Consider the following 26,525-nt stretch of genomic DNA (forward strand, 5'->3'; position numbering starts at 1 on the left):
AGCGTAAGTCCTTCGGCGGCTCGGATCCGCCTCCGCGCGGAGGATCACCCGCTCGGGGTGTACCGCCGTGACACGATGCGCTGCATGTCGGTGGTGTCTTCGGTGCTCGTCCCTTACACGTCCTATCTCCGGGTCTACGAGCCGCTCGCCGCGTTCGCCGAGCCCGAGCGGAGTCACTGGGCTCGCTACGCGCGGCGTGGGGACCTTCCCACAGCCCAGGACGAACTGCGCCGCTCGCTGGCCGACTTGGCGTCGACGCCGCCGGTCGGGGTGCCCGTGCGGGAGAGCGGTGACGCGTTCGTGGCGGAGCTTGACGGGGTGGTGTGCGTCTGTCCGTGGCGGACCAGGCTGCGGGGCTGGCTGGCCCTGGAGGAACTGGGGGGTCTGTTTCCGGCCAACGTGCTCGACGTCGTGATGCCCGCGGCGGTGCGCGGCCGGGCGGCGGCGGACCACGAGCGCTGGCAGCGGCTCCACCCGGACGCGAGGCCCTGGATCCGCACCACGGTGTGGCAGGTCCCGGTGCGCTGGTTCGTCCTCTTCCGCGACGAGGAGCGGGAGTACGCGGCGGCGGACGGCGAGGCGGCGGGACCCGTTCTGCGCTACCGCACCCCGATGGTGGAGGCCAGGCGGCGGCTGGCCCGGGCGCTGCGGACGCTGCGCGAGAACGTTCCCGAGGGTCCGCTGACCGAGGGGCTGGTGGACGTGGGGCGGTGGCTGGAGGAGTTCCATCCGCGCTCCCTGGTCGAGCTCGACTACGGGGGGCTCGTGCACGCGCTGCCGGCGGACCGGCTCGCCGGGGACCGGTCGGCGGCGGATGTGGCGGAGGGGCTCGCCGCGCTGCGGGACGGCGACAGCGAGGGCGCGGGGGAGGCGTACGCGCGGCTCGCGGAGCGCTGGCGGGCGGTCCGGGACCTTCAGTTCACCAATTGACGTGAAAAGGCCCACAGTGGCATCAAGGTGATGGAACCGGGGCATCCTTCATCCAGGACGGTCGAGAGGCCGGTGGACGGGCCGCGAGGCCGGAGCGTACGGGAGGAGGAGGGAGCCGGGTCGCCTCGACGGAGGGCGACGAAGAGGCGCTCGACAGGCGGAAGAGGCGCTCGACAAACAGTTGACGGGCCGTGAACCTGCGTCCTGTGTGGCGCGTGTGATGTGTGAGGCGGAAGCGTACTTCGCTGGGCCTAGGACCTACGTCCTGAACCGGGCCTTTGCCTCAAGCGTGATGGACAGCACTAACGGGGCCCTTGCGTCTATCCCTACCCCTCATGCCAAAATAGGACAAGGAGTCTGGGGAAGGTCCCCTCTGTCCAAGTAAGGGCAGAATGCTCGACATTGCACGCTATGGGGGGTCTGGATGACCCCCGATCGCCCTGTGACTGATCGTCACCGGGGTGTGACTGTCCGCTATGGCATGGTCCATCGGCTTCCGTCGCTGATGAACACCTGGGAGGGCAATTCCATCGGTTTGGCCGACGTGGCTGGACGGATGGTGTAGTTGTAGTGCCGAGGACAAGCCGTTCGTCCTATAACCGACTCGGCCCGCGTCCGCCATTTCGGGCAACGCGGGTCAAGGTGCAGAATTTAGAGGAAAGAACCGAGAAGGTTCGGTTCTCCCGAGGAGGCCGCTCATGACCGCTCGCACCCCTGATGCCGAGCCGCTGCTGACCCCGGCTGAGGTTGCCACGATGTTCCGCGTGGACCCGAAGACGGTCACCCGTTGGGCCAAGGCTGGCAAGCTCACGTCCATCCGCACGCTCGGTGGGCATCGCCGGTACCGCGAGGCTGAGGTCCGCGCACTGCTTGCGGGTATTCCGCAGCAGCGCAGCGAGGCCTGACACACCCCTGTCTCGCAGCAATACGGGAATACAGCAATACAGCAGCACAGCATCACCATCCGGGCAGCTGCAAGGTCCCCCAACCCCAGCCGCCCACCCATAGCTCCACTCGACGGGCGCCTGCCCCAACGGGCGTCATACCTGTGTCCTACAGGTGCCGTCGTATCGATCGCGCTGGACTCCGCCGGGTCCAGCGCGATCTTTTTTGTGCCCTGGGCGGGCCTCCTCGCCCCTCTCCCGGCCCTCGGCGTCGGCCGGTCCAGAACCGGGCGGTCGGTCGGCTTCAGGGGGCGACGGGGGCGTTCGTGGGTCTGTGGGCGGGTCTGTGCGGGAGTGTGGGTGAGCGTCCCGGACGCGGTGGGGCAGCCCCGGACGGAACGGTCCTCGCGAGTCCGTCACCCCCCGTGCAATTGCACATATTAAATTCACCAGTTGTAGGGGAGGTGTAAAATCCCCCGGTCTGAAAACTCCTTCGGTGACTACCGTCACACTGCCCGATGCTTGCCAACTCCGAGCCTGCCACTGGCCGGACGCGTAAGCATCCGGCCGATGGTCACGTCGCGGAGGGTCTTTCGGCCCCGGCCCCGGCCTCGTCGGGCCGTCCGGCTGAGCCCTGGTGCCCGGCGGCCTCCTCCGGGGCGCCCGAGGGGCCCCCGGGCGCCTGCCGCTCCCCGTCGCCCCCGGGCTCCATGGCGAGGCGCAGGAGGCGATGACAGACCGCGCAGTGCCGGGTGAGGTGGCGATAGGCGGAAGCGGCCGCCAGATGGGCGCGCAGCAGCGCGCGGGTCTCATGTCGTGCTGTGGGCGCGGACATACGAGCCACCTCCCGGTGAGCCCGGCCGTCCCCCGCCGTGAGCAGCGCCGAGGGAACAGGGACGGCCGCTGCTTCTACGAGGTACCCGCGGCAGGCGGAGTCGTCAAGACGCGAGAAAGCCCGGATCGTTTCGATCCGGGCTTTCTTCTACTGCGGTCCTGACGGGATTTGAACCCGCGGCCTCCACCTTGACAGGGTGGCGAGCACTCCAAGCTGCTCCACAGGACCAGGTTTTCGCCGCTTGCCTTGCGGCCTGCTGCGAAACCAGACTGTACAGGAGGGGGGAGGCCCAGGTCGACTTCACTCCTGGTGGTGACTCCGTCACCACCCCGCCACCCCTCACGAGCCCCGGTGTCAGGGCGCCAGGGCGTCGATCGCCTTCACGATCCGCTTGTCCGAGACGGGGAACGCGGTGCCCAGCGCGTGGGCGAAATAGCTGACCCGCAGCTCCTCGATCATCCAGCGGACGTCCAGCACCTCCTGCGGCACCGGTCGGCCCTGTGGGAGCTGTTCGAGCAGCCAGGCGTACTCGTCCCGCATCTCGTGGACCTTCGCCATCCGCGTGGTGTCCCGCTGGACGCCCGTCGGCATCTGCTGAAGCCGCCGGTCGGCCGCCACGAGGTAGCGCATCAGGTCCGGCAGCCGGCGCAGTCCGGTGGCCGTAACGAAACCGCTCGGTACGAGACGGGCCAGCTGTTCCCGCACGTCCGTGACGTTGGCCACCAGTGTCAGGCTGTTCGTCGACTTCAGCCGGCGCTCGCACGCCTGCCACGCGGCCAGGATCTGCTGCACCTGGTCGATCGTGCGGACGGTCAGGTCCACCAGATCGGCGCGCACCTTGTCGTACAGCGTCCGGAACGCCTTCTCGTCCCAGGCCGGTCCGCCGTGCGCGGCGATCAGCCGGTCGGCCGCGGCGGTGGCGCAGTCCTCGAAGAGGGCCTGGACCGAACCGTGCGGATTACGGGACAGGGCCAGCTTCTGCTGGTTGGAGAGCCGGTCCGAGGCGAACTTCGCCGGGTGCACCGGGATGTTCAGCATGATCAGCCGGCGGGTGCCGCGCCACATGGCCTGCTGCTGCTCGGCCTCGGTGTCGAAGAGGCGCACGGCCACGGTGCCCGCCGCGGCTCCCTCCTGGTCGACCAGCGCCGGATACGCCTTGACCGGCTGACCGGCCCGCCGGGTCTCGAAGACCTTGTCCAGTGTGCCGATCGTCCAGTCGGTGAGCCCGGAGCGCTCGATGGACTCGCCGGACGGCCCCGCGGTCGCCGCGGCCGCCTGGGAGAGCGCCTGGCGGGCCTTCGGCCGCAGTTGGAGCTTGAGCGCCTCCAGATCCTTGTCCTCGGCGACCTTGCGCCGCCGCTCGTCGACGATCCGGAACGTGATCTTGAGGTGGTCCGGGACGCGGGAGAGATCGAAGTCGTCGGCCGTCACCGGCACGCCCACCATCCGCTGGAGCTCCCGCGCCAGGGTGAACGGCAGCGGCTCCTGGAGCGGGACCGCCCGGTCCAGGAACTTGTCCGCGTAGTTCGGCGCGGGGACGTAGTGCCGGCGGATCGGCTTCGGCAGCGAGCGGATCAGCTCGGTGACGACCTCCTCGCGCAGCCCCGGGATCTGCCAGTCGAAGCCCTCGGACGTGACCTGGTTGAGCACCTGGAGCGGGACGTGGACGGTCACGCCGTCCGCGTCCGCACTGGGCTCGAACTGGTACGTCACCTTGAACGTGAGCGTCCCCTGCCGCCAGGAGTCCGGGTAGTCGTCCTTGGTGACGGCCCCGGCCTTCTCGTTGATGAGCATGGAGCGCTCGAAGTCGAGCGCGTCCGGCTCCTCGCGCTTCTTGCTCTTCCACCAGGAGTCGAAGTGCGCCCCGGACACGACGTGCTCGGGAATCCGCTGGTCGTAGAAGTCGAACAGCGTCTCGTCGTCCACGAGGATGTCGCGGCGGCGGGCGCGGTGCTCCAGCTCCTCGACCTCGCCGAGCAGTTTGCGATTGTCATGGAAGAACTGGTGGTGGGTGCGCCAGTCGCCCTCGACCAGGGCGTTGCGGATGAACAGATCCCGCGAGGCCTCCTGGTCGATACGGCCGAAATTGACCTTGCGCTGAGCGACGATCGGCACCCCGTAAAGGGTGACCCGCTCGAACGCCATCACCGCGGCCTGGTCCTTCTCCCAGTGCGGCTCGCTGTAGGTGCGCTTCAGCAGATGCCCGGCCAGCGGCTCGATCCATTCGGGCTCGACCTTGGCGTTGACCCGCGCCCACAGCCGGGAGGTCTCCACCAGCTCCGCCGACATCACGAACCGGGGCTGCTTCTTGAACAGCGCCGACCCGGGGAAGATCGCGAACTTGGCGCTGCGCGCGCCCAGGTACTCGTTCTTCTCGGTGTCCTTCAGCCCGATGTGCGACAGCAGCCCGGCCAGCAGCGAGGTGTGCACCGCCTGCTCGGGGATGGACGCCTCCGCCTTGGGCTCCTCGACGGTGATGCCCATCTGCTTGGCGACCGTACGCAGCTGCGCGTAGATGTCCTGCCATTCGCGGATGCGCAGGAAGTTCAGGTACTCCTGCTTGCACATCCGGCGGAACGAGGACGAGCCACGCTCCTTCTGCTGCTCACGGACATAGGCCCAGAGGTTCAGATAGGCCAGGAAGTCGGACGTCTCGTCCTTGAACCGGGCGTGGTTCTGGTCGGCCTGGGTCTGCTTCTCCGCGGGCCGTTCACGCGGGTCCTGGATGGAGAGCGCCGCGGCGATGACCATGACCTCGCGGGCGCAGCCGTTCTTGTCGGCCTCGATGACCATGCGGGCCAGGCGCGGGTCGACGGGCAGCTGGGAGAGCTTGCGGCCGAGGGGCGTCAGGCGCTGCCCCCTCTTCCCCTCCTGCTTCCCCTCCTGGGCGGACTTCTCGCCCTGTTCGAGCGCCCCCAGCTCCTGGAGGAGCTGCACGCCGTCGCGGATGTTGCGGTGGTCCGGCGGGTCGATGAAGGGGAACTTCTCGATGTCGCCGAGCCCGGCGGCGGTCATCTGGAGGATGACGGAGGCCAGGTTGGTCCGCAGGATCTCCGGGTCGGTGAACTCCGGCCGGGTGACGAAGTCGTCCTCGGAGAACAGCCGGATGCAGATGCCGTCCGACGTACGGCCGCAGCGGCCCTTGCGCTGGTTGGCGCTGGCCTGGGAGATCCGCTCGATCGGCAGCCGCTGGACCTTGGTGCGGTGGCTGTAGCGGGAGATACGGGCGTTGCCCGGGTCGATCACGTACTTGATGCCGGGGACCGTCAGCGAGGTCTCGGCGACGTTGGTCGCCAGCACGATGCGGCGTCCCGTGTGGCGCTGGAACACGCGGTGCTGCTCGGCGTGGGAGAGGCGCGCGTAGAGGGGGAGCACCTCGGTGTGTCTGAGGTTGCGCTTGTTCAGCGCGTCGGCGGTGTCCCGGATCTCGCGTTCACCGGAGAGGAAGACGAGGACGTCGCCGGGGGCCTCGTGGCCCAGCTCGTCGACGGCGTCGCAGATCGCGGTGATCTGGTCGCGGTCGGAGTCCGCCGTGTCCTCGTCGGCCCCCTCCAGCAGGGGGCGGTACCGCACCTCCACCGGATACGTCCGCCCGCTGACCTCCACGATCGGCGCCTCGCCGAAGTGGCGGGCGAACCGTTCCGGGTCGATGGTCGCCGAGGTGATGACGACCTTCAGATCCGGGCGCCTGGGCAGCAGCCGGGCCAGATAGCCGAGCAGGAAGTCGATGTTCAGGGACCGCTCGTGGGCCTCGTCGATGATGATCGTGTCGTACGCCAGCAGCTCGCGGTCCGTCTGGATCTCGGCGAGCAGGATGCCGTCCGTCATCAGCTTCAGATACGTCGACTCCGGGTTCACCTGGTCGGTGAAGCGGACCTTCCAGCCGACCGTCTCGCCCAGCGGCGTCCTCAGCTCGTCCGCGACCCGCTCCGCGACCGTGCGGGCGGCGATCCGCCGGGGCTGGGTGTGCCCGATCATGCCCCGGACGCCGCGCCCCAGCTCCATACAGATCTTGGGAATCTGCGTGGTCTTGCCGGACCCGGTCTCCCCGGCGACGATCACGACCTGGTGGTCGCGTATCGCCTCCAGGATCTCGTCCTTCTTCTGGCTGACGGGCAGCTCTTGCGGGTACGACAGGGCCGGCAGCCGGGCCGCGCGCGCCGCGAGCCGTTCGGCCGCCTTGCCCACATCGGCCGCGATCTCGTCCAGTACGGACTGGCGGGCCTCGGGCTTGCGGATGCGGCGCGCTCCTTCGAGGCGCCGGCCGAGCCGGTTCGCGTCACGGAGCGAGAGCTGTCCGAGCTGGGACTGGAGATCGGCGAAGGAAGTAGACATACGGCTTTCAGGATCTCACCCGGGCGCACGGAGTGGCGACCTCATTTCGCGCGGGCTGCGTCACGCGGCACGTACCATTTCGGGCAGTCGAACGCTCCGTCACCGTCGCCAGGGGGTGTCTTGCCGATCATGGCCGGGCCCCCAGCGCGAGAAAGGCCCGGTCCCGTGTCCCGTACGCAGTGGTGGAGCCTGACGGCGCTGCTCGCGGTCGTCGTGGGACTGCTGTGCGGACCGGCGGCGACGGCGGTGCCACCGGCAGCCGCTTCCGGGGTTTCCGGGGCTTCCGGGGCTTTCGCACCGACGGTTTCCGCGTCGTTCGCCTCAGTGTCTTTCGCCTCCGCGCCGGCGGTCTCCGCCGCCCGGGCCCAGGCGCCCCGGACTCCGGCCCCGGTGGCCGAAGCCGCCGGCGCGGAGGCCCCCGTCCCCGGCTGCGGGAAGCTCCGCGACCACGACGGCGAGCCCGCCGTCCCCTCCCGCGCCCGCTCCGCGCACGACCAGGCGCCCGGCCTCGCCCCGTGGGGGCTGCCCGCCGCGACGGGCGCGCTGCCGGCCGATCCGCCGCCGGGGACGCGGGCCCGCGCCCCGGCCCCGTACACCCCGACCCCCGTAGAACTCTCCGTGCTGCGGGTGTAGGCGGGCACCCGCCCGACCCGCGCCCATTCCCTCTCCTCCCGCATCACCAGCCCGGAGTGCCGCATGCCCATGTCCAAGAAGCCCGTCTCCACGGGTCAGAAGTCCTCCTCCCGCAAGCCCCTGGTCTACGGCGCCGTGATCGTCGTGGCCGCCGGTCTCCTCGGCTTCGCGTCGTACCGGGCCACCGCCCCCGACGACACCGCCCCGGACACCTCCTCCGCCCCGGCCGCCGAGGTCTCCGCCGACCCGAACGAGGGCGTCTACCCGGAGCTGGCGAAGCTCGCCCGCCGGGACGCGGACGACAAGCTGGCCGTCGGCCGCGTGGACGCCCCGGTGGTCCTGATCGAGTACGCCGACTTCAAGTGCGGCTACTGCGGCAAGTTCGCCCGGGACACCGAGCCGAAGCTGATCGAGAAGTACGTGAAGGACGGCACGCTGCGCATCGAGTGGCGCAACTTCCCGATCTTCGGCGAGGAGTCCGAGAACGCCGCGCGCGGTGCCTGGGCCGCCGGGCAGCAGAACCGCTTCTGGGAGTTCCACGGCGCCGCCTACGCCGAAGGGGCGAAGGAGAAGGGCTTCGGCAAGGACCGGGTCAAGGCGCTCGCGGAAGAGGCCGGGGTGAAGGACCTGGACCGGTTCATGAAGGACCTCGACGGCAAGCCCGCCCGGGACGCCGTCACGAAGGACCAGGAGCAGGCCTACGGGATCGGCGCGACGTCCACCCCGTCGTTCCTGGTCAACGGCCGTCCGATCGCGGGAGCGCAGCCGGACGAGACGTTCACGCAGGCCATCGAGGCCGCCGCCGAGCAGGCGAAGGCCGCCGGCAAGGACACCGGCAACGCGGGCGACGACGCAGGGGAATCGGCCAGGTGACCGCGGACATCGGCTACTTCGCGGCCTTCCTCGGCGGGCTGCTCGCGCTGGTCAGCCCGTGCAGCGCGCTGCTGCTGCCGGCCTTCTTCGCGTACTCCATCGACTCCACCTCCCGGCTGCTGGCCCGCACCGGCATCTTCTACGCCGGTCTCGCCACGACCCTCGTCCCGCTCGGCGCTGCGGGCAGCTACGCGGGACGGCTGTTCTACGGCCACCGGGACGCCCTTGTCACGGGCGCGGGCTGGCTGATCATCGTGCTCGGCGTCGCGCAGATCGTCGGTCTCGGCTTCGCGTCCCGGCGGATCGCGGCCCTCAGCGGCCGGATCCGCCCCACCACGGCGTTCTCCGTCTACGCGCTGGGCGCGGTCTACGGCCTGGCCGGATTCTGCGCGGGCCCGATCCTCGGCAGCGTCCTGACCGTCGCGGCGGTCAGCGGCAGCCCGGTCTACGGCGGGCTGCTGCTGGCGGTCTACGCGCTCGGGATGGCCGTACCGCTCTTCGTGCTCGCCCTGCTCTGGGAGCGCTTCGACCTCGGCCGCCGGGCCTGGCTGCGCGGCCGTGCCGTCCGGCTCGGCCGGTTCGAGCTGCACACCACGTCGCTGCTGTCGGGGTTGTTCTTCATCGGGCTCGGTGTGCTGTTCCTCGTGTACGACGGGACGACCGCGCTGCCCGGTCTCCTGGGGGTCGACGCATCGTTCGCGGTCGAGCAGTGGGCGCGGAACCTGGGCGAACAGGTGCCGGACGGGGTGCTGCTGGGAGCGGTGGTGCTCGTGGCGCTGCTGGTCCTGGGCGCCCGGGCACTGCGCAGGCGCGACACGGACGTACCGGCGGAGGACACCGAGGACACCGGGAAGACCGGGAAGACCGGGAAGACCGAGAAGGTGTGACATGGCGAAGGCCCCGTCCGCCGGACGGGGCCTTCGAGAAGTGGCCGGGGCCGGGATCGAACCGCCGGCCCCGGAGGCGGGGCTTCGGTGGACCTAGGCGCGGTTGCCGTCGGCGGCCGGGGGGTGGGTGTCGCCACAGCGCACCGCGACGGCTTCCGGCCGGGCACGGGAGGCGCGTTCGAGCAGGTCGTCGAGGGTCGCGGGAAAGGGCTCCGTACCCGTGCCGTACGTGAGGGACATCGCTCACCGGCTCCTCTCGGCGGCGGACAACGGCCGGGGGTCGTCGGCGGGGTCGTCGTCGGGCCGCTGGTGGCGGAAGTACCGGTCGTACAGGCGGCGATAGGCGCCGTCGCGGGCCAGCAGGGTCGCGTGGTCTCCTTCCTCGACGATCCGTCCGTCGTCGAGGACGACGATCGTGTCGGCCCTGCGGACCGTGGGCAGCCGGTGGGCGACGACGATGGTGGTGCGTTCCCTGGACAGTGCGTCCAGGCCCTCCTGGACCTGTGCCTCCGTCAGGGGGTCGATGCTGGCCGTGGCCTCGTCGAGGATCAGCAGCGGCGCGTTCTGGAGGAAGACCCGGGCGAGGGCGACGATCTGCCGCTGACCGGTGGACAGATTGCGTCCGCTCTCGTTGGCGGGGGTGTCCAGGCCCTGCGGGAGCTGGGCCAGCCAGTCGCCGTCCGCCACCGCGCGTGCGGCGGCCTCGACCTCCTCGCGGGTGGCGCCCGGACGCCCGCGGGCGATGTTGTCGGCGACCGTCCCGGAGAAGAGGAACGGGGTCTGGGTCACCACGCCGAGGCAGCGCCGGTACTCCTCCAGGTCCAGGGTGCGTACGTCCCGCCCGTCGATCTCGATGCTGCCCTGCTGGAACTCGTACGCACGCGTGATGAGCCGCACCAGGCTGGACTTGCCGGCCCCGGTGTGTCCGACGAGCGCCACGGTGCGGCCCGCCGGGATGGTCAGGCTCACGCCCTGGAGGACGGGGTGCTGGGCGTCGTAGCCGAAGTGGACGTCGCGCAGCGTGATCTCGCCGCGCGGGCGTGGGAGGGGGAGGCTGTCGCGCTGACGCACCGCGGGCTCGCGGTCGATGAGCGCGAAGACCCGCTCCCCGGCGGCCAGGCCCTGTTGGAGCTGGCTCCAGAAGGAGGCGATGCTGGTGAGCGGCGACCAGAACAGGGCCAGCGCCTCCAGGAACAGCACCCACTCGCCCGCCGACACACTGCCGGAGTCCACGCCGTGACCGCCCACCAGGACCACGGCGACCGTGCCCAGCCCGGTCAGCGAGATCAGCAGCGGGAAGACCCCGCTGAACAGGCGGTTCAGCCGCACGCTCGCCCTGAACCAGTGGTGGTTGACCTCGTCGAGCCCGGCCTGCGCGGCCTGCTGGTGGCTGTGGTTGCGCGCCACGGCGATACCGCGCAGGGTCTCCTGCACATAGCCGTTGACCGTGGCCAGTGCTTCCTGCTGCCGTAGCGAGGCGCTGCGCGCGGCGCGCCGGAAGGCGAGGCTGACGCAGACGATGACCACGGCGACGAAGGACGTCAGCAGGGCCAGCGGCACATTGATCAGGAACAGCGCGGTCAGCAGGATGAAGATCATCAGCAGTTGGCCGAGCAGACTGAGCACCAGGCTGACCAGCGTGGCGAACGCTTGTGTGTCGTTGGTGATCCGGCTGACCACCACACCGGTGGCGTGGGTGTCGTGGAAGGTCATGTCCTGTCGCACGGCCGCCTCGAACAGACGCCGGCGCAGGCGCAGGACGACCTCGCCCACCAGGGCTCCGGCCATCCGCTCCTGGAGATAGGTGAACAGCCAGGCGATCGTGCCCGAGACGAGGACGGCGGTCACCAGCCGGACCAGCCGGCCGTCACCGTCCTCGCTCAGGGCGAAGTCGACGGTTCTGGCCAGCAGCAGGGGTACGGCGCTGCCCGCCGTCGCGGCGGCGACCACGGCGACGGCCACGAACGCCACCGTGCCGCCCCTGCCGCGGAAGTAGGGGGCGATCCGGCGGACCAGCTCGCGGTCGCGGTAGCGGCGGTCGTAACCGTCCGTCCCGATACCCTCCAGTAAGTTCGCCATCAGTGGCTCTCCTCCTCGGTGTTCCAGGTGCGCCGGTCGGCGGGCGGCTCGTCCGGATAGGGCGCGAAGACGCGGCGGTAGAGGGGGCAGTCCCGCAGGAGCTGTTCGTGGCCGCCCTGGCCGACGACCCGGCCGGCGTCCAGGACGAGGATGTGGTCCGCGGCACGGATACGGGACAGCCTGGGGGTGACGAGGAACGTGGTGCGTCCGGCGGAGGCGTGCCGCAGGGCACGTTGCAGAGCGTGCTCGGTGACGGCGTCGACGGCGCTGGTCGCGTCGTCCACGGAGAGGACGCGGGGATCGGCCACCAGCGCGCGGGCGATGGCCAGGCGCTGGCGCTGCCCCCCGGACAGGTTGATCCCGCGTTCGCCGAGGACGGTGTCGTAGCCCTGCTCGGTCGCCTCGATGAAGTCGTGGGCCTGGGCGGTACGGGCCGCTGCCTCCAGCCTGGCGCGGTCGACGCCGCCTACCGTGTCGCTCCCCGTGTCGCTCCCCGCGCCGCTTTCTGCGCCGAGCGCGAGGTTCTCGGCGATGGTGCGGGAGAAGAGCACCACGTCCTGTTCGACGACGGCGATCTGTGAGCGCAGCGAGCCGGTGTCCCATGCGGTGGTGGCGACCCCGTCGATCAACACGCGCCCCGAGTCGGGGACGTACGTGCGGTTCAGCAGGTGCAGCAGCGTGGACTTGCCGCTGCCGGTGGCACCGACGATGGCCACAGTGCTGCCGGGTGGCACGCGGAACGACACGTCGGACAGCACCGGCCTGCCGGGTTCGTAGCCGAAGGTGACGTGCTCCATGGTGACTTCGCCGATCAGCGGCCCGGTGTGCCGGCCGCCCCGCTCGTCCTCGTCGGCCGGGTCGTCGACGACTTCCTTGATGCGCTGGGCCCCGGCCATGCCGAGGTGGATGAGCCCGATGCTGAAGGAGGCGAGTTGGGTGGGGGCCCGCAGGGTGCCCATCAGCCCCAGCACGGCGACGAGTTCGCCGATGCGCAGGGAGCCTTGGCGCAGCAGGACGACGGAGTGCACCAGGGCGCCCGCGGTGGCCAGGGTCAGCAGGAGCGGGGGCAGGGAGAGCGCCTGGGTGCGGATCTGGCGTACGGAGGCGTCACGGTAGGCCGTCGCCAGTTCGACGAATCGGCCGTGCTCCTGCTCGACGCCGCCGGTGGACTCGACCACCTCGGCCCCGGCGATGCTCTCGGTCGCCTGGGCCGTCATGTCGCCGAAGCGTTGCCGGGCCAGGTCCGACACGGGCTCCAGGCGCCGCCCGTGCTCGGCGAGGGCCACCGCGAACAGCAGGGCGAAGACGACCGGGGACAGCAGCAGCTGCGGATCCACCAGGGCGATGAAGATGATGGGCATCAGTACGTTGAGGCCCAGGTCGACCGCCAGGTCGAAGCCGGGCGACACCATCAGGTTCAGGGATTCGGCGTCACTGGTGGCTCGGGCGGACAGGTCGCCGACCCGTCGCCGGTTGAAGTAGCCCTGGCTCTTGCGGAGCAGACTGGCGAAGACCTCGGCGCGTGAGTTGCGCTCCAGTCCGCTGGCGAAGGTCTCCAGGCAGTAGGTGGACACGATGCCCCCCACCGCCCGGATGACCACGAGCGCCAGCAGGCCGGCCACGAGGGCGTGGAAGGTGTCGAAGTCGGGTGCGACGCCGCCGTGGTCGAGGATCGCGTCGAAGGCCAGGCCGATGACCAGGGGGATGGCCGCGTTCAGCGACTGCCAGACGAGACTGCCCAGCAGATGGAGGGTGATGTAGGGCCGGAACGGCCGCATCCGGGTCAGCAGCCAGCGGGGCACGCTGTCGCGCGCGTCGGCACGGGGAGCGGCGTCGCTCCCCGGGTCCGCCGGGCCGACCGGATCCTTCCTCACGGGGATGGTCTCGGCGGTCATCGGCACTCCTTCTCCGGGGGGGTGGCCGGGCCACCTACGAACCGGTGCGGTCGGAAAATGCGATCGGCCCATGGCTTTCGGCCATCATGTACTCGTGTTTTTGGATCTCGGTGCACAGGGTTTTCCGAACCGTCCGAACCGTCCGGAAAAACCACCGGGCCGTCTGCGGGCGCTAACGGAAGCGTTAGCTGCTTTTTTGATGCGTTCGGTGGGAATTTCGCGCGCGGGAGGTCCGAGTAAACCGCCGCCCTGCGGGCGAGTTCCGGGTGCGCGGCTGTCCGGCGCGCGGCGAGGTGGCAGCCTCGAGGGCGTCCGGGCGTCGGTGCGGACGGGTTTCGTTCCTGGTCAGGGGATGTGCTGGTGGTGTGGTGGGTCTGGGGCCTGACTGCGTTGTCGGGCTTTCCCGCGGCAGTGCGAGGGGGTGCGGGCTCGCCGTGGCATGGAAGCTACTGGTTTTCCGAGGGAAAAGGAAGTCCCCCTCGGGGCTGCGAAAAAAGGCGAGTAGGTGAAAATTGAATTGTGTGTGGATCGCGCCTGTCTGAAATCGTCGACACGAGTCGCGTTCCTCGAGGGAGCCGGACGGAATGGTTGAAACAAAACGATTGATCTGAGTACCGTGGGCGTTGTTGAGCACGAGTCGCTATGGGGTGTCGACGGCAACTTGGCCCTGCCGGTATGCCGGTAGGGGAGCAGCGCGTTCTCCCGGGTGCAGAGGTGCACGGCGGCATTTGAGGAGGAGTGCGAGTCAGCCGGACGGTGTGCCACCTGAGCGTGTGGCCGGTCGATGTCCTGTTACCGCACAGGAGATCCTCGGCCTCGACGGCGAATGGCCGGTATCACGTCGAAGGCCCCGATCCGTGGATCGGGGCCTTCGAGAAGTGGCTGGGGCCGGGATCGAACCGGCGACCTATCGCTTTTCAGGCGATCGCTCGTACCAACTGAGCTACCCAGCCACGCAGCCGCTGGGGCTGCAGCGGTCCTGACGGGATTTGAACCCGCGGCCTCCACCTTGACAGGGTGGCGAGCACTCCAAGCTGCTCCACAGGACCAAGCAGTGTGCGAAACAAGTCTCGCACACGGTAAAACGTGCCCCCAACGGGATTCGAACCCGTGCTACCGCCTTGAAAGGGCGGCGTCCTGGGCCACTAGACGATGAGGGCTATTGGCCCGCCTGTTCGCTTCGCAGCGCGTCGGGGACGTGAGAAGCATATGGGATGGGCGGAGCTATCGCCAAAACGGTTTACGGCGAGGGGGCGGGGCGCGCCGGGGAGCGGGTGGCGGAGGGCGAGGAGGACGGCGGCGGGGCCGGGGAGACAGGGGCGTCCTTCTTCAGGTTCTCCTCCGGAAGATGGCGGCTGACCTCGGCGGTCGTCAGACCGAGACCGCCCAGCGTGATCTCGTCCCAGGCTTGGAGCCGACGGGTGGAGCGGTCCATGTAGAGCACCGAGGCGCGCACCTTCTCGGGCTTGTCGTTCTGCACGGCCCGCAGTCCGCCGCCGCCCGTGGAGCCCTCGACCTTCAGCCGTGTGCCGAGCTTCAGCTGTTCGTTGATCCGGCGGTGGAGGTGGCCGGACAGCACCAGCGGGACCGTGCCGTCGGTGGCCCGGGCGGTGTTCGGGTCGTGGGCGACGGCGATGTCGACCGGGGTGCCCGCGCGTTCCTGGTCGCGCAGCGCGGAGGCCAGGCGCGCACCCTCCAGTTGGGCGGCCGCCCTGCCGCCCACCGGGGCGGTCCGGTCCGGGGTGAAGGAGGCGTCGCCGGTGCCCGCGATCCGCAGTCCGCCGACGTTCACCGCGCTGCCGTCGTCGAGGACGCGCACGTTCTTGAACTTCTTCAGATAGGCCTGGGTGATGGGCGAGTCGTGGTTGCCGCGCACCCAGACATAGGGCGCTCCGAGGTCGCGGACCGGGTCGAGGAAGCCGTTCTCGGGGGCGGAGCCGTGGTCCATCGTGTCGCCGGAGTCGACGATGACGTCGATCTCGTACTGCTCCACGAGCGAGGCGATGATGTGCCAGGCCGCCGGGTTGAGGTGGATGTCGGAGACGTGCAGCACCCGGATCGTGCCCGGGTCGGGCTGGTAGACGGGGAGCGTGGAGGTCGCGTCGTACAGCTTGGTGACGTTGGTGACCAGGCGGGCCAGTTCCTGCTGGTAGATGTCGAACTCGGTGACGATGGAGCGGGCGTCGCCGACCAGGGACGGGGCGCTGGAGAGCAGCCCGGAGAACTTCGGCTCCAGGACGGACTTCGGGTTCCAGGTGGCGTACGCGCTGACCCCGGACGCGGCCAGCAGGGTGAGGGCCAGCCCACCGGCGGCCAGGGCACGGCGGGGGCGCCGGTAGACGACGAGGCCGAGCGCGGTCGCACCGGAGACGACGGCGACACAGGAGCGCACCGCCAGCTCCCGGGTGCCGGCGGCGACGTCCCGGGTGACCTCGTCCTGGAGGCTGGAGAACCGTTCCGGTCGGTCGACCAGGGCCTGGGAGCGTTCGGGGTCGAGGCGGTCCACGTCCACGTCGAGCCGGAGCGGCGCGCTGTGGGAGTCCAGCTCCAGAGCGCCGAGCGGGGACACGTTGATCTTGCTGCCGCCGGTCAGGGAGGGGCGCAGCGTCATGTTGGTGTCCATGGGGCCGACCGGAGTACGGATGCTGCCCACGGCGAGCAGCCCCAGCCAGGCCCCCAGCACGACGACGGCGAGCATGCCGAGGGCGCGGAGGTACGGGTGGCGGACGGGGCACGTCAGGTCGCCGGGGGCCGCCGCGCCGGGGCGGTTCCCGGCCGGGGTGCGCCCCCGGGGTTTCGGGCGGACGAGCCGGCTGAGGCGGTGCCGGACGCGGTCGGTGGCGGCACGGAACGGGACGCGGACCATTGGGCCCGTATGCCCCGGTACGGCCTCCGCCATGCCGGACGGCGGGCGCGGTCATGAGTCCGGGGCGGTCGCCACCTGCCCGCACCCGCCCGTCGTACGGGACAATGGCCGGGTGCTGGAGATGACGCGCGAACAGTTCGAGGAGCTGGTGAGCCAGGCTCTGGACCGGATTCCGCCGGAGCTGACACGGTTGATGGACAACGTGGCGGTGTTCGTCGAGGACGAACCGGAGCCGGGCGACCCCGACCTGCTCGGGCTCTACGAGGGCACCCCGCTCACCGACCGGGGCGAGTGGTACGCCGGGGTGCTGCCCGACCGGATCACCATCTACCGGGGGCCGACGCTGCGGATGTGCGAGTCGCACGAGGACGTCGTCGCGGAGACCGAGATCACCGTCGTGCAGGATATCCCGCCGGACACCTTTAGGGAGATGGTTCGTGACGAAGTTGCCGTGACCGTGGTCCATGAGATCGCCCACCACTTCGGCATCCCGGACGACAGGCTGCACGAGCTGGGATGGGGGTAGGCCACGTCAGAAGCCCCGCCCATGTGCCATGGGGACAGCACACGGACGGGGCCGGGACCGACGCGCTGAGCTGCCTTGCTCGCCTTCGCTCAGCGGGCCGGGGCCCTAGCGTCTGCGCCCAGCGCCGCAACGGGCGCACTCGCACGGAGGCCACTCGGAAGACACCAGCGGAGCAAGGTCGTCCGAGCCGCGTACGGCTTGCTGCGGGCCGAACGTGTGCCCACTGTCCCGAGAGACCCGAACAGTCATCAACGGACGCTCAGCCGCTCTCTGCGCGGTCACCGCGTCACCTTGAGGCAAGCCACGTGCCGGTAGATCACCACGGACGCAGCGGACGGACGCTCCAAGGTGCCGCGCCGGACAAGCTCAAGAGTCTTGATCGGCTTCATGCACATCGGGCACGTCTCGCCCGAAGGCGCGTACGTCGTGTACTCGTCCCTACTCGCGTCCGTCTCAACTTTTACCGTCATCGCCTTGCCGTCCCCTCGCTCAGTGGCGAGGAACGCTAAAGCGCACGGGAGATGAGCATGGGGACAGACTGTCCCCCTACGCGGCCAGTACCCCCACTTCCTCTGCCAGGTGCAGCGCGTCGGTCTTCAGCGGCCCCCGTGTCTCCTTGGCCAGATCGGCGACCAGGCCACGCGCGGACGGCGTATAGCGAACGGTCTCCGGAGAAGCCTTGTACGCACGCCCCATCCAATGCAGCGCGCCCGCAGGGTCCTTGCGCTGACGCTGGGCACGGGCCAGTTCCACCAGCACGCGCGAACGGCGTTCCACGCTGGGCATGGCGTCAAGGTCGATGGCCTCAGCACGACTCAGCGCTGTTCCCGGAGTACGGAGATCCACACCGACGCTGACCGCATGGAAGTCCGTATTGGCGCGCCCGAACACTGTCCATGTGTTGACATAGTCGCTGGGCAGCCGTTCGGCCGTGCGGTCGGCTTCGTCCCAGTGCCGCCATGCGTCCCCGTCGTGCCCTTCGCGGGCGCATGTAATGGCGGCATGGAGGTGCAGCGCCCCGTACATGCCCCGCAGGTCGTTGGAAGCGTCCTCAAGGCGGGGGCGGATCGCTTCAGCCGCTTCGTCAACTACTCGGACGGCTTCCTCGGCGTAGCCGGTTTCCCGCAGGCCGTTCCCGAAAGCCCATGCCGCGCCAGCGAGGCACAGCGGATCGTCGGCATCCTGAGCCGCCGACCGCCCACGGTCCGCGATGATCCAGTACAGCTCGGCTTCGACGCCGTACGCGGTCACCTGTTGGGCCAGGTGATACACGTCAGCCAGCACGGCGTACGCCCGCCGCCGCTCCGCCCCTTCAAGCTGCCGCGTGAGTGACTGGGAGTCCCGGATCAGGTCGGGCAGGAGCGCGGAAACCTCTGACCTCTGGAAGCGGGAGGTGTGCCAGAGCAGCCAGGCAGCTCGTACGCGCCCCCGGAGCACGTCCACGCTCGGCGGTTCGTCCGTGGACGGTGGCGGGAACAGAGGTCCACGCACAGCGTCCCGGATGCCGTGCGCCGCAGGAAGCATGAGCCGGCTGGCCGGTTGTACGGGAGCGGACGGGCCACCGGTCAGAGCAGACAGGTCCGAGACCTTGAGTGCGGATGCCAGCCGGACAAGCAGCCCATGATCGCGGAGCGGGCGCTTGCCCTTCTCAATGTTCTTGAGCCAGTCCGGGCCACGCCCGCAAAGGCCCGCAAGTACGGGACGCGACATGCCGCGCCGCTCGCGGAGCAACTGGATACGTTCACCGGTCGTCAGGTCGGCCGGAAGTGACTCGGACACAAGCACCCCCACGGGAGGAACGGCGGTCGCCTCAACTCAGCGTACGCGTGGGTTCGTTCCTGGTCATGGGAGATGGCCTCGCCATGCGGTGCTGGATGGCCCGGAAACCCGTACCCGGGCCGTGCTGCTATTACGTTCCGGTCCCCGAACGGTGTCTTAAGGAGGCGCTCCCCACCCCTTAACGGTGCCTTCCTCGCCCCCATCTGGCAGCGTTCCCTCAGGTCAGCGGCAAATGGGGGCTGGAAACAGAGTCACACCTAGCGTGTGCAAAACGAGCTAGGGCCGGGATCGCCAGACGAGTTTTCGTCCGAACTTTGATCACGGCTACCCCAGGGGTCCAGAACACGAGAAAGACCGTCCACCGCAACGGGCAGACGGCCTCTCAGGTCGGATCGGGTCACTCCGTGTCGGCAAGCGCCCGGTACAACGTGGCGCGACTCACGCCAACCGCCTTGGCAACCGCCGTGACGCTCTCACCATTCGCACGGCGCGCCTTGGCCGCAGCGAGCTTGTCGGCATCCATCACGACGGGACGGCCACCGGTACGCCCCTGAGCCTTGGCAGCGTCCAGGCCCGCCCGCGTGCGCTCCACGATCATGTCTCGCTCAAGCTCAGCGAAGGCAACCATCATCGTGAAGAAGAATTTGCCCTCACCCTTCGGGGAGTAGCTACCGGCCAGCGTCCCCGTCAGAATGCGGAGGCTGATCCCTCGCGCGTGAAGATCCTCAGCGATAGTGAGCACGTCCTTAGTGGAGCGCCCCAACCGGTCCAGCTTCCACACGCAGAGCGTGTCACCCTCGCGCATATAGTCGAGAGCAGCGAGCAGCCCCGCGCGGTCGGCGTTCTTGCCCGATGCCTTGTCCTCAAAGACGCGGGCGCACCCTGCCTCGCTCAGCGCGTCCTCCTGAAGCTGCGCATCCTGTGCGGTGGTGCTGACCCGCTTGTAACCGATCATCGTTCCGGCGCTCGTGTTCGTGTTCGTCGTCATGCATGGACCGTCTCACAACGCGTCTCAGAACATCAAGGGTTCACGGCATGTTTTGAGACGGGTTTTGAACACCCTTCCGAGCCGATTCGGGCGGTCGGCGCAGGCGTCTCATAAACCATCGTTTGATGGACACCCCGCCGACCATTACTCGGTGCAACAGACGCGCATTCAGTGGCAGTTGCGGCGCAAGGGGTGCCCCCCTCAAGGTGCTCACGTGCCCCGCAGAAACGCTCAGATGAGCCACGCGAGAAAGTTTCCTCCCACACGCTCAGGATTCGGGCGCTCGGGGGGTGCCCGCCTGGGGTGGGGTCACTCGGGGAGCAGCACCATCGGCTTCCACTCGTCCATCAACCGATCCTTCTTCGACGAGTTGCACACCACGCAGACCATCCGCAGGTTCGCCACCGTCGACAGCCCACCCCGCGATATCGGCTTCAGATGATCAATCACCCCGCCCTCCGGCAACGGAGCCGAACAGTGGAAACACCCCGCATCCCCGTGAGCCGCACGCACCTTGCGTTGAATCGTCACCCGGCGCGCTGCCGTCCGCTGCTTCTGCTGGCATGAACGGCACACCCCATCACGGAACTTGAGGATCACGGGCGCACCACAACGCCGACACGGCACCGGATCGGGCTTGGTCCGGGTGCGCTTACGGACGTACTCAGCGGCACGGCTGCACCTGTCCGAGCAGTACCGGCGGGCAGGCCCCCGAGACACCCCCACCAGATTCAAGCAATTCGGACCCTGACACGGCCTGCGGCCCTCCGCCTCCCTCCGCTGCTCCGCCAACCTCCGACGGTCAGCCTGCCGGGACTCATCCACCTCACCGGCGCACGGCACGCAGTACCTTGCCCACGCCTCGCGGCCATGCGGCCTGTCGCAGCGATGGCAACGCGCAGGACCCACGGCAGCACGCACCGCCTCACGCGCCTCACGGGCAAGCCCCTGCAACCGGGCCGACTCCAGACACAACGGCGCGCCACACGTCCCACGGTCGGCACGCGGACGCTCCCGCAGGCACTCCGAACACGTCGCGCGCGCCTCTTCCAGCGCTGACACAACCCCACCCCTCACCATTTTTGTTGATCATGAAACCCTCCCGCGACCCCCTTGCGGGCCAGTAACCGCAAGGGTCAGCGCCCATCGCAGAACGGGGAGTAAAGAAGCAAAGGAGGCGCAAGCAGACCACACCCCCGTCACCTCACTCCGTCATCCCCCCGACAGAATCGTGACCGCTCCCCGGCATTCCCCCGACTGTAAGCATCCGCGCTGACATGCCCTCGGGACTTCCGAAGCCACACACGCCCCCAGCAACGCCGAACGGCCCGCCACCGGGGAATCCCAGCAACGGGCCGCAAACGGGATTCAGATGGCTAGCTATGAGGTTCGGGTGATACGTCTGCCTCAGTGAGGGTGGTGGGGAAGAGCATGTCCTCCGGGCATTCCTCCCCGACCCACCAGAAGCGGAAGCGGTCGATGGTCGGGCGGACGCCGGTCTTGCGGGCCTTGATCACCCAAGCTCGTTCGAGGGCGAGACCGATGATCTCCCGCCGTTCCGCGAGCGGCCAGACCTCCCACGCTTCTTTGAAGAGTTCCATGTCCCGCAGGAACGTGATGTCGAGTGCCTGTCCTTCGGGAAGTTCGCCCAACTCCTTCTCGTAGCCGTCCAGCCGTCCATTGCTCGCGTCGTACCGGCGCTGGAAGCGGGCTTCACCCCGCGCCCCCTGGAAGAGCCCGTTCAGCTTCTCTTCCTCCAGGCGGTCAAGGAACTGTTCCTCTTCGCGGATCAGTGCTTCGAGCTGGGAGCGGCGCGCCTTGCGGTCCGGGTGTCTCAGGTCCGCCCAGCGCTGAGCAATAGCCAGGATGGCGTCGTCGTCATCTTCGAGCGCCCCGAGTCGGCTGATCATGGCGTCGGTCACGATCGCGTCAGCGTGAGTTCCCTTGATCAGCACGCCGGGGCAACGTCCGCTGAAGTGTCGCCGGATGCAGCGGTACCGGGGCCAGACCTCCCCATTCCGTACGAACGCGGTGTCGTACGACATGCGCGAGCCGCAACCGGCGCAGTACAGGAAGTCGGTCAGGAGGCCGGCGACCGCTCGCCCCGTCTCCTTGGACTTGCTGCCAGGGGTGGCGTCCCTGGTCCAGTGCACCGGGATGCGCTCCCCGAACGTCGCACGGAGTCGTGTGTGATCCGCGAAGCTGACGATCTCCTTGGCGCTGACCCGGACCATTTCGCCGGTGACGCTGTGTCGGTAGACCTCCCCCTTGTGCGGCAGGAATCCGGCCAGCGTGGGGCTGACGACGAGTTGCCGGACGACCGGCCACGACCACGAGTTCGGCGACTTGATCGGCTTCTCGCGGAGCTTCTGAGCCTTCAGGGGTTCTCCCTTCGCTTCGAGCTGGGCGACGCGCAGCTTCCGGCTTGCCCAGCGCGGCGAGTCGTGGCCCTGGTCGTTCAGCCACTTCGCGACGGAGCGCAGAGACTCACCGTCCAAGAGCTTCTTGGCCACGGCGCGAATGATCTTCGCTTCCTGCGGGTGCGGCTTGAGCTTGCGCTCCGGCGTGACGATGAAGCCGTACGGGCGGTTGCCCATCCAGCGGCCCGCGTCCCGTTCGTCCGCCCGTAGGTCCGTGACCCGGATGGACGTGTTCTTGGATTCTTTGTGGGCCTGGTGGGCGGCCAATGTGAGCTGGATCTCCCAGCCCTCATTGTTCGAGTCGATGCTGTCCGCGATGGAGATGAAGCGGCATCCGGTCTCGTAGACGAGCCGGATGATCTCGGACGCCTGCGGGATGCCCTGTCGGGTCGCCCGGTCGACCTTGAAGACGATCAGCACGTCCGCCATGCGCTCGCGCAGCATGTTCAGCGCGGCTTCCCAGTCCGGCCGGTTCACGTACGTGTGGAACCCGGACTTGTCTTCGTCCTTGAAGACCTTGATCACTTCCGCGCTCAGGTCGTCGGCCCGTCCCCGCCCTGCCTTCTCCTGGCGGGGGATCGACGTGGACGTGTCCGTGAGATCGGAGATCCGCAGGTACAGAATCGCGCGCAGGATCGCCACGGCGCGCGAGAATGGCTCTCGTGGTGACATTCGTTCCTCCCCTATCCCCGCAGATCAGCCTAGGTCCCGGATCGGACAAGGTGTCTGACGGGTGTTCCTGCGTCCACGAGATCGCCCATCACTTCGGCATCGACGACGAGCGGCTGCACGCCCTGGGCTACGGGTGAGCGAGCAGGCCCCGCAGGAGCTGCCGGAGCCCGGCCCGCCCGCCGCCCCGCAGGGCCGGGTGCTGGCGGCGGTCGCGGCCGGCGGCGCGCTCGGCGCGCTCGCCCGCTACGGGACCCTGGTGCTGTGGCCCGGCGCGGGCGGCTTCCCGTGGACGGTGTTCGCCGTCAACGCGAGCGGCTGCGCCCTCATCGGCGTCCTGATGGTGCTGACCGTCGAGCGGGGCCGGGTGACCCACCCGCTGGTGCGGCCCTTCCTCGGCGTCGGCGTGCTCGGCGGCTTCACGACCTTCTCGGCGTACGCCGCCGGCGTCTCGGGTCTGCTCGTGCGTCAGGAGGCCCTGACCGCCCTGGCGTACGCGGCGGCGACGGCGGTGGCCGCGCTCGGGGCGGTGTGGGCGGCGGCCACGGTGACGAGGACCTGGCTGGACCGGGGCTCCCGGGGCTCCCGGGGCGAGGGGCGGGCCGCGTGAACTGGCTGCTGGTGGCGATCGGCGGGGCGGTGGGCGCGCCCCTGCGCTATCTCACGGACCGTGCGGTGCAGGCCCACCAGGGGCCGGGCGTCCCGTACGTCTTCCCGTGGGGCACCTTCACCGCGAACACGGCGGGCAGTCTGCTGCTCGGGCTGCTGACCGGCGCCGCGGTCTCCTCCCCGGCGCACGCCCTGTTGGCGACGGGCCTGTGCGGTGCGCTGACGACGTACTCGACGTTCTCGTACGAGACCCTCCGCCTGGCCGAGACGGGCCGGGCCTTCATGGCCGCGGCCAACGTGCTGGCATCGCTGCTGGCGGGCCTGGGCGCGGTGTTCCTGGGGGCGGAACTGACGGGCGGGTTCGGGGGGTAGCGCGGGCGTGCGGGCGCCGGGTGGTGCCCGGGCGGCGGGGCCGGCGGGTTCGTCGCGGTGCCCGGGGGCTGTTTCGCCGGTCGTTGCGCGGGCGGGTGGCGTTTCGGGCGTGTCTCCGGCGGGGTCGGGGGAGTTGGGCACGGTGCGACGTCGTACCGCTCGCTCCTGTTCCCGCTCCGCCCCGGTGCCGGGCTCTCCGCTCCCGCCCTTCGCCCCCCGCTCTCCACCCCCTCGCCCCGGAGGTGCCACTCGTGCGCCAGTTGTCCGCCCCTGTCCGCTGGGCAGCCGTCACCGCGCTGACGATCGCCGCGTCCACCGGCTGTATGAGCGTCGGCGAGGACGACGCCGGGGCGCCGGGTCCCTCACGGTCCGCCGGCCCGAAGGGCTCCGCCGCCGATCCGGCCGGGGACACGGTTCCCGGCTCCGGGCGGACCGGAGGACGGGTCGGGGGCGCCCACCCCCACTCGGACCGGGCCGCGCCGGGACGCAGCCCGAGCCCGGACGCCTCCGGCGCTGTGCCGTCGGTCACACCCGAGGGGCCGCGCCCCGAACCGGCCGCGCCCGGGCCCACCCGAGGCGGCCCCCCGCCCTCGCCGACACCCTCGACGCCGGGGCCGGGGGAGCCGCCGCCGACCACCCCGGAGCCGCCGGCGCCGCCGACGCCGGACCCGGATCCGGATCCCGAGCCGGAGCCCACCGATCCGCCGGAGCCGCCCCCCTCGGCCTCGCCCGCCGCACAGCTGCGGGCCCATGCGATGAGCGGACCGGAGGCCGCCGGGCCGCTGCGGACTCCGGAGGCATCGCCGCAGGTGGGGCCGGTTTAGCCGGGGGTCTTCGGGGGCTGGTTTGCGCAATGTGGGTGAGAGTGCGTATGGTGGTAGATCGTTTGATCCCATTGCCCGGCGCCGACACAGAAGAGCGCCGTGTGGCGCGTACTCTCCCTTGCCGTGGCTGGACCGCATTGAGGCGGTCGAAATTGCGAATCACGGAGTTATGGGCGCGTGCCGAGACTCCGGAAGGTTTCGCATTTCGCATGTCAATTTCCAGTTCTGACCACACCGTCATGCCCGAGAACGTCGACAACGCCGAGCTCGTCGAGCTCGTCGAGGCCGCTGTGACCGAGGCCCCCGCCGGCGCCACCGCCCCGGCCGCCGAGAAGACCGTCGTCGCCGAGAAGTCCGTCGCGGACTTCATCACCGACGCGCAGGCCGACGCGCAGGCCGACGCTCCCGCCGAGGAGATCGCCGCTCCCGCCGCCGAGACCGCGGACTCCACCGAGGAGATCGCCGACGAGGCCGACGCCGAGCCGACCATCACCTTCGGTGACCTGGGTCTGCCCGAGGGCATCGTCCGCAAGCTCGCGCAGAACGGTGTGACCGCCCCCTTCCCGATCCAGGCGGCGACCATCCCGGACGCCCTGGCCGGCAAGGACATCCTCGGCCGCGGCCGTACGGGCTCCGGCAAGACGCTCTCCTTCGGTCTGCCGCTGCTGACCTCGCTCTCCGGTGGCACCACCGAGAAGAAGAAGCCGCGCGGCATCATCCTGACCCCGACCCGTGAGCTCGCGATGCAGGTCGCGGACGCGCTCCAGCCGTACGGCGACGTGCTCGGCCTCAAGATGAAGGTCGTCTGCGGCGGTACGTCGATGGGTAACCAGATCTACGCGCTGGAGCGTGGTGTCGACGTCCTCGTCGCCACCCCGGGCCGGCTGCGCGACATCATCAACCGTGGCGCCTGCTCCCTGGCGAGCGTCCAGGTCGCCGTTCTCGACGAGGCCGACCAGATGTCCGACCTGGGCTTCCTGCCCGAGGTCACCGAGCTGCTCGACCAGATCCCCGGCGGCGGCCAGCGGATGCTCTTCTCCGCCACCATGGAGAACGAGATCGGCACGCTGGTCAAGCGCTACCTCTCCAACCCGGTGACGCACGAGGTCGACAGCGCCCAGGGCAACGTCACGACGATGTCGCACCACGTCCTCGTCGTGAAGCCGAAGGACAAGGCGCCGGTCACGGCCGCCATCGCCGCCCGCAAGGGCCGCACGATCATCTTCGTCCGTACCCAGCTGGGCGCGGACCGCATCGCCGAGCAGCTCATCGAGTCCGGGGTGAAGGCCGACGCGCTGCACGGCGGCATGACCCAGGGCGCCCGTACGCGGGTCCTGGAGGACTTCAAGAAGGGGTACGTCAACGCGCTCGTCGCGACCGACGTCGCCGCCCGCGGTATCCACGTCGACGGCATCGACCTGGTCCTGAACGTGGACCCGGCCGGTGACCACAAGGACTACCTGCACCGCTCGGGCCGTACCGCCCGCGCCGGCAAGTCCGGTGTCGTCGTCTCGCTGGCGCTTCCGCACCAGCGCCGCCAGATCTTCCGCCTGATGGAGGACGCGGGCGTCGACGCCTCGCGCCACATCGTCCAGGGCGCGGGCGTCTTCGAGCCGGAGGTCGCCGAGATCACCGGCGCCCGATCGCTCACCGAGGTCCAGGCCGACTCCGCGAACAACGCCGCCAAGCAGGCCGAGCGCGAGGCCGCCGACCTGACGAAGCAGCTGGAGCGCGTCCAGCGCCGCGCCGTCGAGCTGCGCGAGGAGGCCGACCGCCTGGTCGCCCGCGCCGCGCGCGAGCGGGGCGACGACCCCGAGGCCGCGGTGGCCGAGGTCGCCGCCGAGGCGGAGGCCGCCCTCGTGGCAGCCGTCTCCGTGCCGGAGCAGCCGGCCGCCCGCGACGAGCAGCGCCGCGACGAGCGGGGCAACTTCGAGCGCCGCGACAACCGCGGTGGCGACCGTGGCGGCTACCGCGGCGGCAACGACCGTCGTGACGAGCGTCCGTCGGGTGGCTTCCGCTCCGGCGGCAGCGGTGACCGTCGCGATGACCGTGGTGGCCGTTCGTTCGAGCGTCGGGACAACGACCGTCCGGCGTTCAACCGTGACCGTCGTGACGAGCGAC

20 protein-coding genes, 4 tRNA genes and 1 pseudogene are annotated in these 26,525 nt (G+C 69.8%); 11 read left to right on the forward strand and 14 right to left on the reverse strand.

From position 1 onward, the window contains the following. Positions 1 to 84: 84 nt before the first annotated feature. Both ACZ60Q_RS33855 and bldC read left to right on the forward strand, forming a co-directional pair. Positions 85 to 930, forward strand: coding sequence for a DUF8083 family protein (locus ACZ60Q_RS33855; RefSeq protein WP_469641402.1), 846 nt, complete (start codon positions 85 to 87; stop codon positions 928 to 930). Positions 931 to 1,628: 698 nt separating this feature from the next. Next, complete coding sequence (bldC, locus tag ACZ60Q_RS33860) at positions 1,629 to 1,835, forward strand: developmental transcriptional regulator BldC (protein ID WP_003949541.1); 207 nt, start codon at positions 1,629 to 1,631, stop codon at positions 1,833 to 1,835. 553 nt (positions 1,836 to 2,388) lie between these two features. Here bldC and ACZ60Q_RS33865 read toward each other — a convergent pair. The 3 genes from ACZ60Q_RS33865 to hrpA all read right to left on the reverse strand — a co-directional run bounded on the left by ACZ60Q_RS33865 (position 2,389) and on the right by hrpA (position 6,984). Continuing rightward, complete coding sequence (locus ACZ60Q_RS33865; RefSeq protein ID WP_469641403.1) at positions 2,389 to 2,649, reverse strand: DUF6274 family protein; 261 nt, start codon at positions 2,647 to 2,649, stop codon at positions 2,389 to 2,391. A 153-nt stretch (positions 2,650 to 2,802) separates the two neighbouring features. Beyond that, a tRNA-Asp gene (locus ACZ60Q_RS33870) sits at positions 2,803 to 2,877 on the reverse strand. Positions 2,878 to 3,003: 126 nt separating this feature from the next. Continuing rightward, positions 3,004 to 6,984, reverse strand: coding sequence for an ATP-dependent RNA helicase HrpA (gene hrpA / locus ACZ60Q_RS33875; protein ID WP_469641404.1), 3,981 nt, complete (start codon positions 6,982 to 6,984; stop codon positions 3,004 to 3,006). 165 nt (positions 6,985 to 7,149) lie between these two features. Between hrpA and ACZ60Q_RS33880 the strand changes: the two genes are divergently transcribed. The 3 genes from ACZ60Q_RS33880 to ACZ60Q_RS33890 all read left to right on the forward strand — a co-directional run bounded on the left by ACZ60Q_RS33880 (position 7,150) and on the right by ACZ60Q_RS33890 (position 9,377). After that, positions 7,150 to 7,617: a hypothetical protein gene (locus ACZ60Q_RS33880; protein ID WP_469641405.1), complete on the forward strand. Its 468-nt coding sequence runs from the start codon at positions 7,150 to 7,152 to the stop codon at positions 7,615 to 7,617. 63 nt (positions 7,618 to 7,680) lie between these two features. Next, positions 7,681 to 8,490: a DsbA family protein gene (locus ACZ60Q_RS33885; RefSeq protein ID WP_469641406.1), complete on the forward strand. Its 810-nt coding sequence runs from the start codon at positions 7,681 to 7,683 to the stop codon at positions 8,488 to 8,490. Further along, positions 8,487 to 9,377 carry a cytochrome c biogenesis CcdA family protein gene (locus ACZ60Q_RS33890; RefSeq protein WP_469641407.1) on the forward strand — a complete coding sequence of 297 codons (891 nt, stop codon included), beginning with the start codon at positions 8,487 to 8,489 and terminating at the stop codon, positions 9,375 to 9,377. The genes ACZ60Q_RS33885 and ACZ60Q_RS33890 overlap by 4 nt, the downstream gene beginning before the upstream one ends. A gap of 93 nt (positions 9,378 to 9,470) precedes the next feature. Here ACZ60Q_RS33890 and ACZ60Q_RS33895 read toward each other — a convergent pair whose 3' ends face one another. The 7 genes from ACZ60Q_RS33895 to ACZ60Q_RS33925 all read right to left on the reverse strand — a co-directional run bounded on the left by ACZ60Q_RS33895 (position 9,471) and on the right by ACZ60Q_RS33925 (position 16,217). After that, positions 9,471 to 9,617, reverse strand: coding sequence for a hypothetical protein (locus ACZ60Q_RS33895; protein WP_469641408.1), 147 nt, complete (start codon positions 9,615 to 9,617; stop codon positions 9,471 to 9,473). 3 nt (positions 9,618 to 9,620) lie between these two features. Beyond that, positions 9,621 to 11,456: an ABC transporter ATP-binding protein gene (locus tag ACZ60Q_RS33900; protein ID WP_469641409.1), complete on the reverse strand. Its 1,836-nt coding sequence runs from the start codon at positions 11,454 to 11,456 to the stop codon at positions 9,621 to 9,623. Beyond that, positions 11,456 to 13,351, reverse strand: a complete 1,896-nt coding sequence (locus tag ACZ60Q_RS33905) for an ABC transporter ATP-binding protein (protein ID WP_469641410.1) — start codon at positions 13,349 to 13,351, stop codon at positions 11,456 to 11,458. The genes ACZ60Q_RS33900 and ACZ60Q_RS33905 overlap by 1 nt, the downstream gene beginning before the upstream one ends. A gap of 879 nt (positions 13,352 to 14,230) precedes the next feature. Next, positions 14,231 to 14,304 (reverse strand) — tRNA-Phe (locus ACZ60Q_RS33910). A 21-nt stretch (positions 14,305 to 14,325) separates the two neighbouring features. After that, a tRNA-Asp gene (locus ACZ60Q_RS33915) sits at positions 14,326 to 14,400 on the reverse strand. A gap of 38 nt (positions 14,401 to 14,438) precedes the next feature. Further along, positions 14,439 to 14,511, reverse strand: a tRNA-Glu gene (locus ACZ60Q_RS33920). Positions 14,512 to 14,591: 80 nt separating this feature from the next. Then, the gene (locus ACZ60Q_RS33925) at positions 14,592 to 16,217 is read right to left on the reverse strand and encodes a metallophosphoesterase family protein (protein WP_469641411.1); all 1,626 of its coding nucleotides are present in this window, start codon (positions 16,215 to 16,217) and stop codon (positions 14,592 to 14,594) included. Between the two features lie 112 nt (positions 16,218 to 16,329). On the opposite strand from ACZ60Q_RS33925, the gene ACZ60Q_RS33930 reads away from it, so the two are divergent. After that, entirely contained in the window at positions 16,330 to 16,743 is a 414-nt protein-coding gene (locus tag ACZ60Q_RS33930; protein ID WP_469641433.1) for a metallopeptidase family protein, read from the forward strand. A gap of 546 nt (positions 16,744 to 17,289) precedes the next feature. On the opposite strand, the gene ACZ60Q_RS33935 is transcribed toward ACZ60Q_RS33930, so the two are convergent. From ACZ60Q_RS33935 to ACZ60Q_RS33950, 4 genes are all read right to left on the reverse strand, one after another. Continuing rightward, entirely contained in the window at positions 17,290 to 18,522 is a 1,233-nt protein-coding gene (locus tag ACZ60Q_RS33935) for a helix-turn-helix domain-containing protein (RefSeq protein WP_469641412.1), read from the reverse strand. 397 nt (positions 18,523 to 18,919) lie between these two features. Further along, positions 18,920 to 19,510 (reverse strand): recombinase family protein, encoded by a 591-nt coding sequence (locus tag ACZ60Q_RS33940; protein ID WP_469641413.1) that lies wholly within the window; start codon positions 19,508 to 19,510, stop codon positions 18,920 to 18,922. A 309-nt stretch (positions 19,511 to 19,819) separates the two neighbouring features. Then, the gene (locus ACZ60Q_RS33945) at positions 19,820 to 20,110 is read right to left on the reverse strand and encodes an HNH endonuclease (protein WP_469641414.1); all 291 of its coding nucleotides are present in this window, start codon (positions 20,108 to 20,110) and stop codon (positions 19,820 to 19,822) included. Between the two features lie 776 nt (positions 20,111 to 20,886). Continuing rightward, complete coding sequence (locus tag ACZ60Q_RS33950; RefSeq protein WP_469641415.1) at positions 20,887 to 22,572, reverse strand: recombinase family protein; 1,686 nt, start codon at positions 22,570 to 22,572, stop codon at positions 20,887 to 20,889. Between the two features lie 101 nt (positions 22,573 to 22,673). Here ACZ60Q_RS33950 and ACZ60Q_RS33955 point away from each other — a divergent pair. The 5 genes and pseudogenes from ACZ60Q_RS33955 to ACZ60Q_RS33975 form a co-directional block, all read left to right on the forward strand. Further along, positions 22,674 to 22,739: pseudogene (locus ACZ60Q_RS33955) on the forward strand (metallopeptidase family protein); the annotation flags it as partial. Beyond that, positions 22,736 to 23,209, forward strand: coding sequence for a FluC/FEX family fluoride channel (locus tag ACZ60Q_RS33960; RefSeq protein ID WP_469641416.1), 474 nt, complete (start codon positions 22,736 to 22,738; stop codon positions 23,207 to 23,209). The pseudogene ACZ60Q_RS33955 and the gene ACZ60Q_RS33960, both read left to right, overlap by 4 nt. Then, positions 23,206 to 23,580, forward strand: a complete 375-nt coding sequence (gene crcB, locus ACZ60Q_RS33965) for a fluoride efflux transporter CrcB (protein WP_469641417.1) — start codon at positions 23,206 to 23,208, stop codon at positions 23,578 to 23,580. Before ACZ60Q_RS33960 ends, crcB begins: the two co-directional genes overlap by 4 nt. Positions 23,581 to 23,831: 251 nt before the next feature. Beyond that, positions 23,832 to 24,404, forward strand: coding sequence for a hypothetical protein (locus ACZ60Q_RS33970; RefSeq protein WP_469641418.1), 573 nt, complete (start codon positions 23,832 to 23,834; stop codon positions 24,402 to 24,404). A 239-nt stretch (positions 24,405 to 24,643) separates the two neighbouring features. After that, positions 24,644 to 26,525, forward strand: a 1,882-nt coding sequence (locus tag ACZ60Q_RS33975; RefSeq protein WP_469641419.1) for a DEAD/DEAH box helicase, incomplete at its 3' end; no start/stop codon positions are given.

The organism is Streptomyces sp. NPDC104313 (assembly GCF_055583985.1).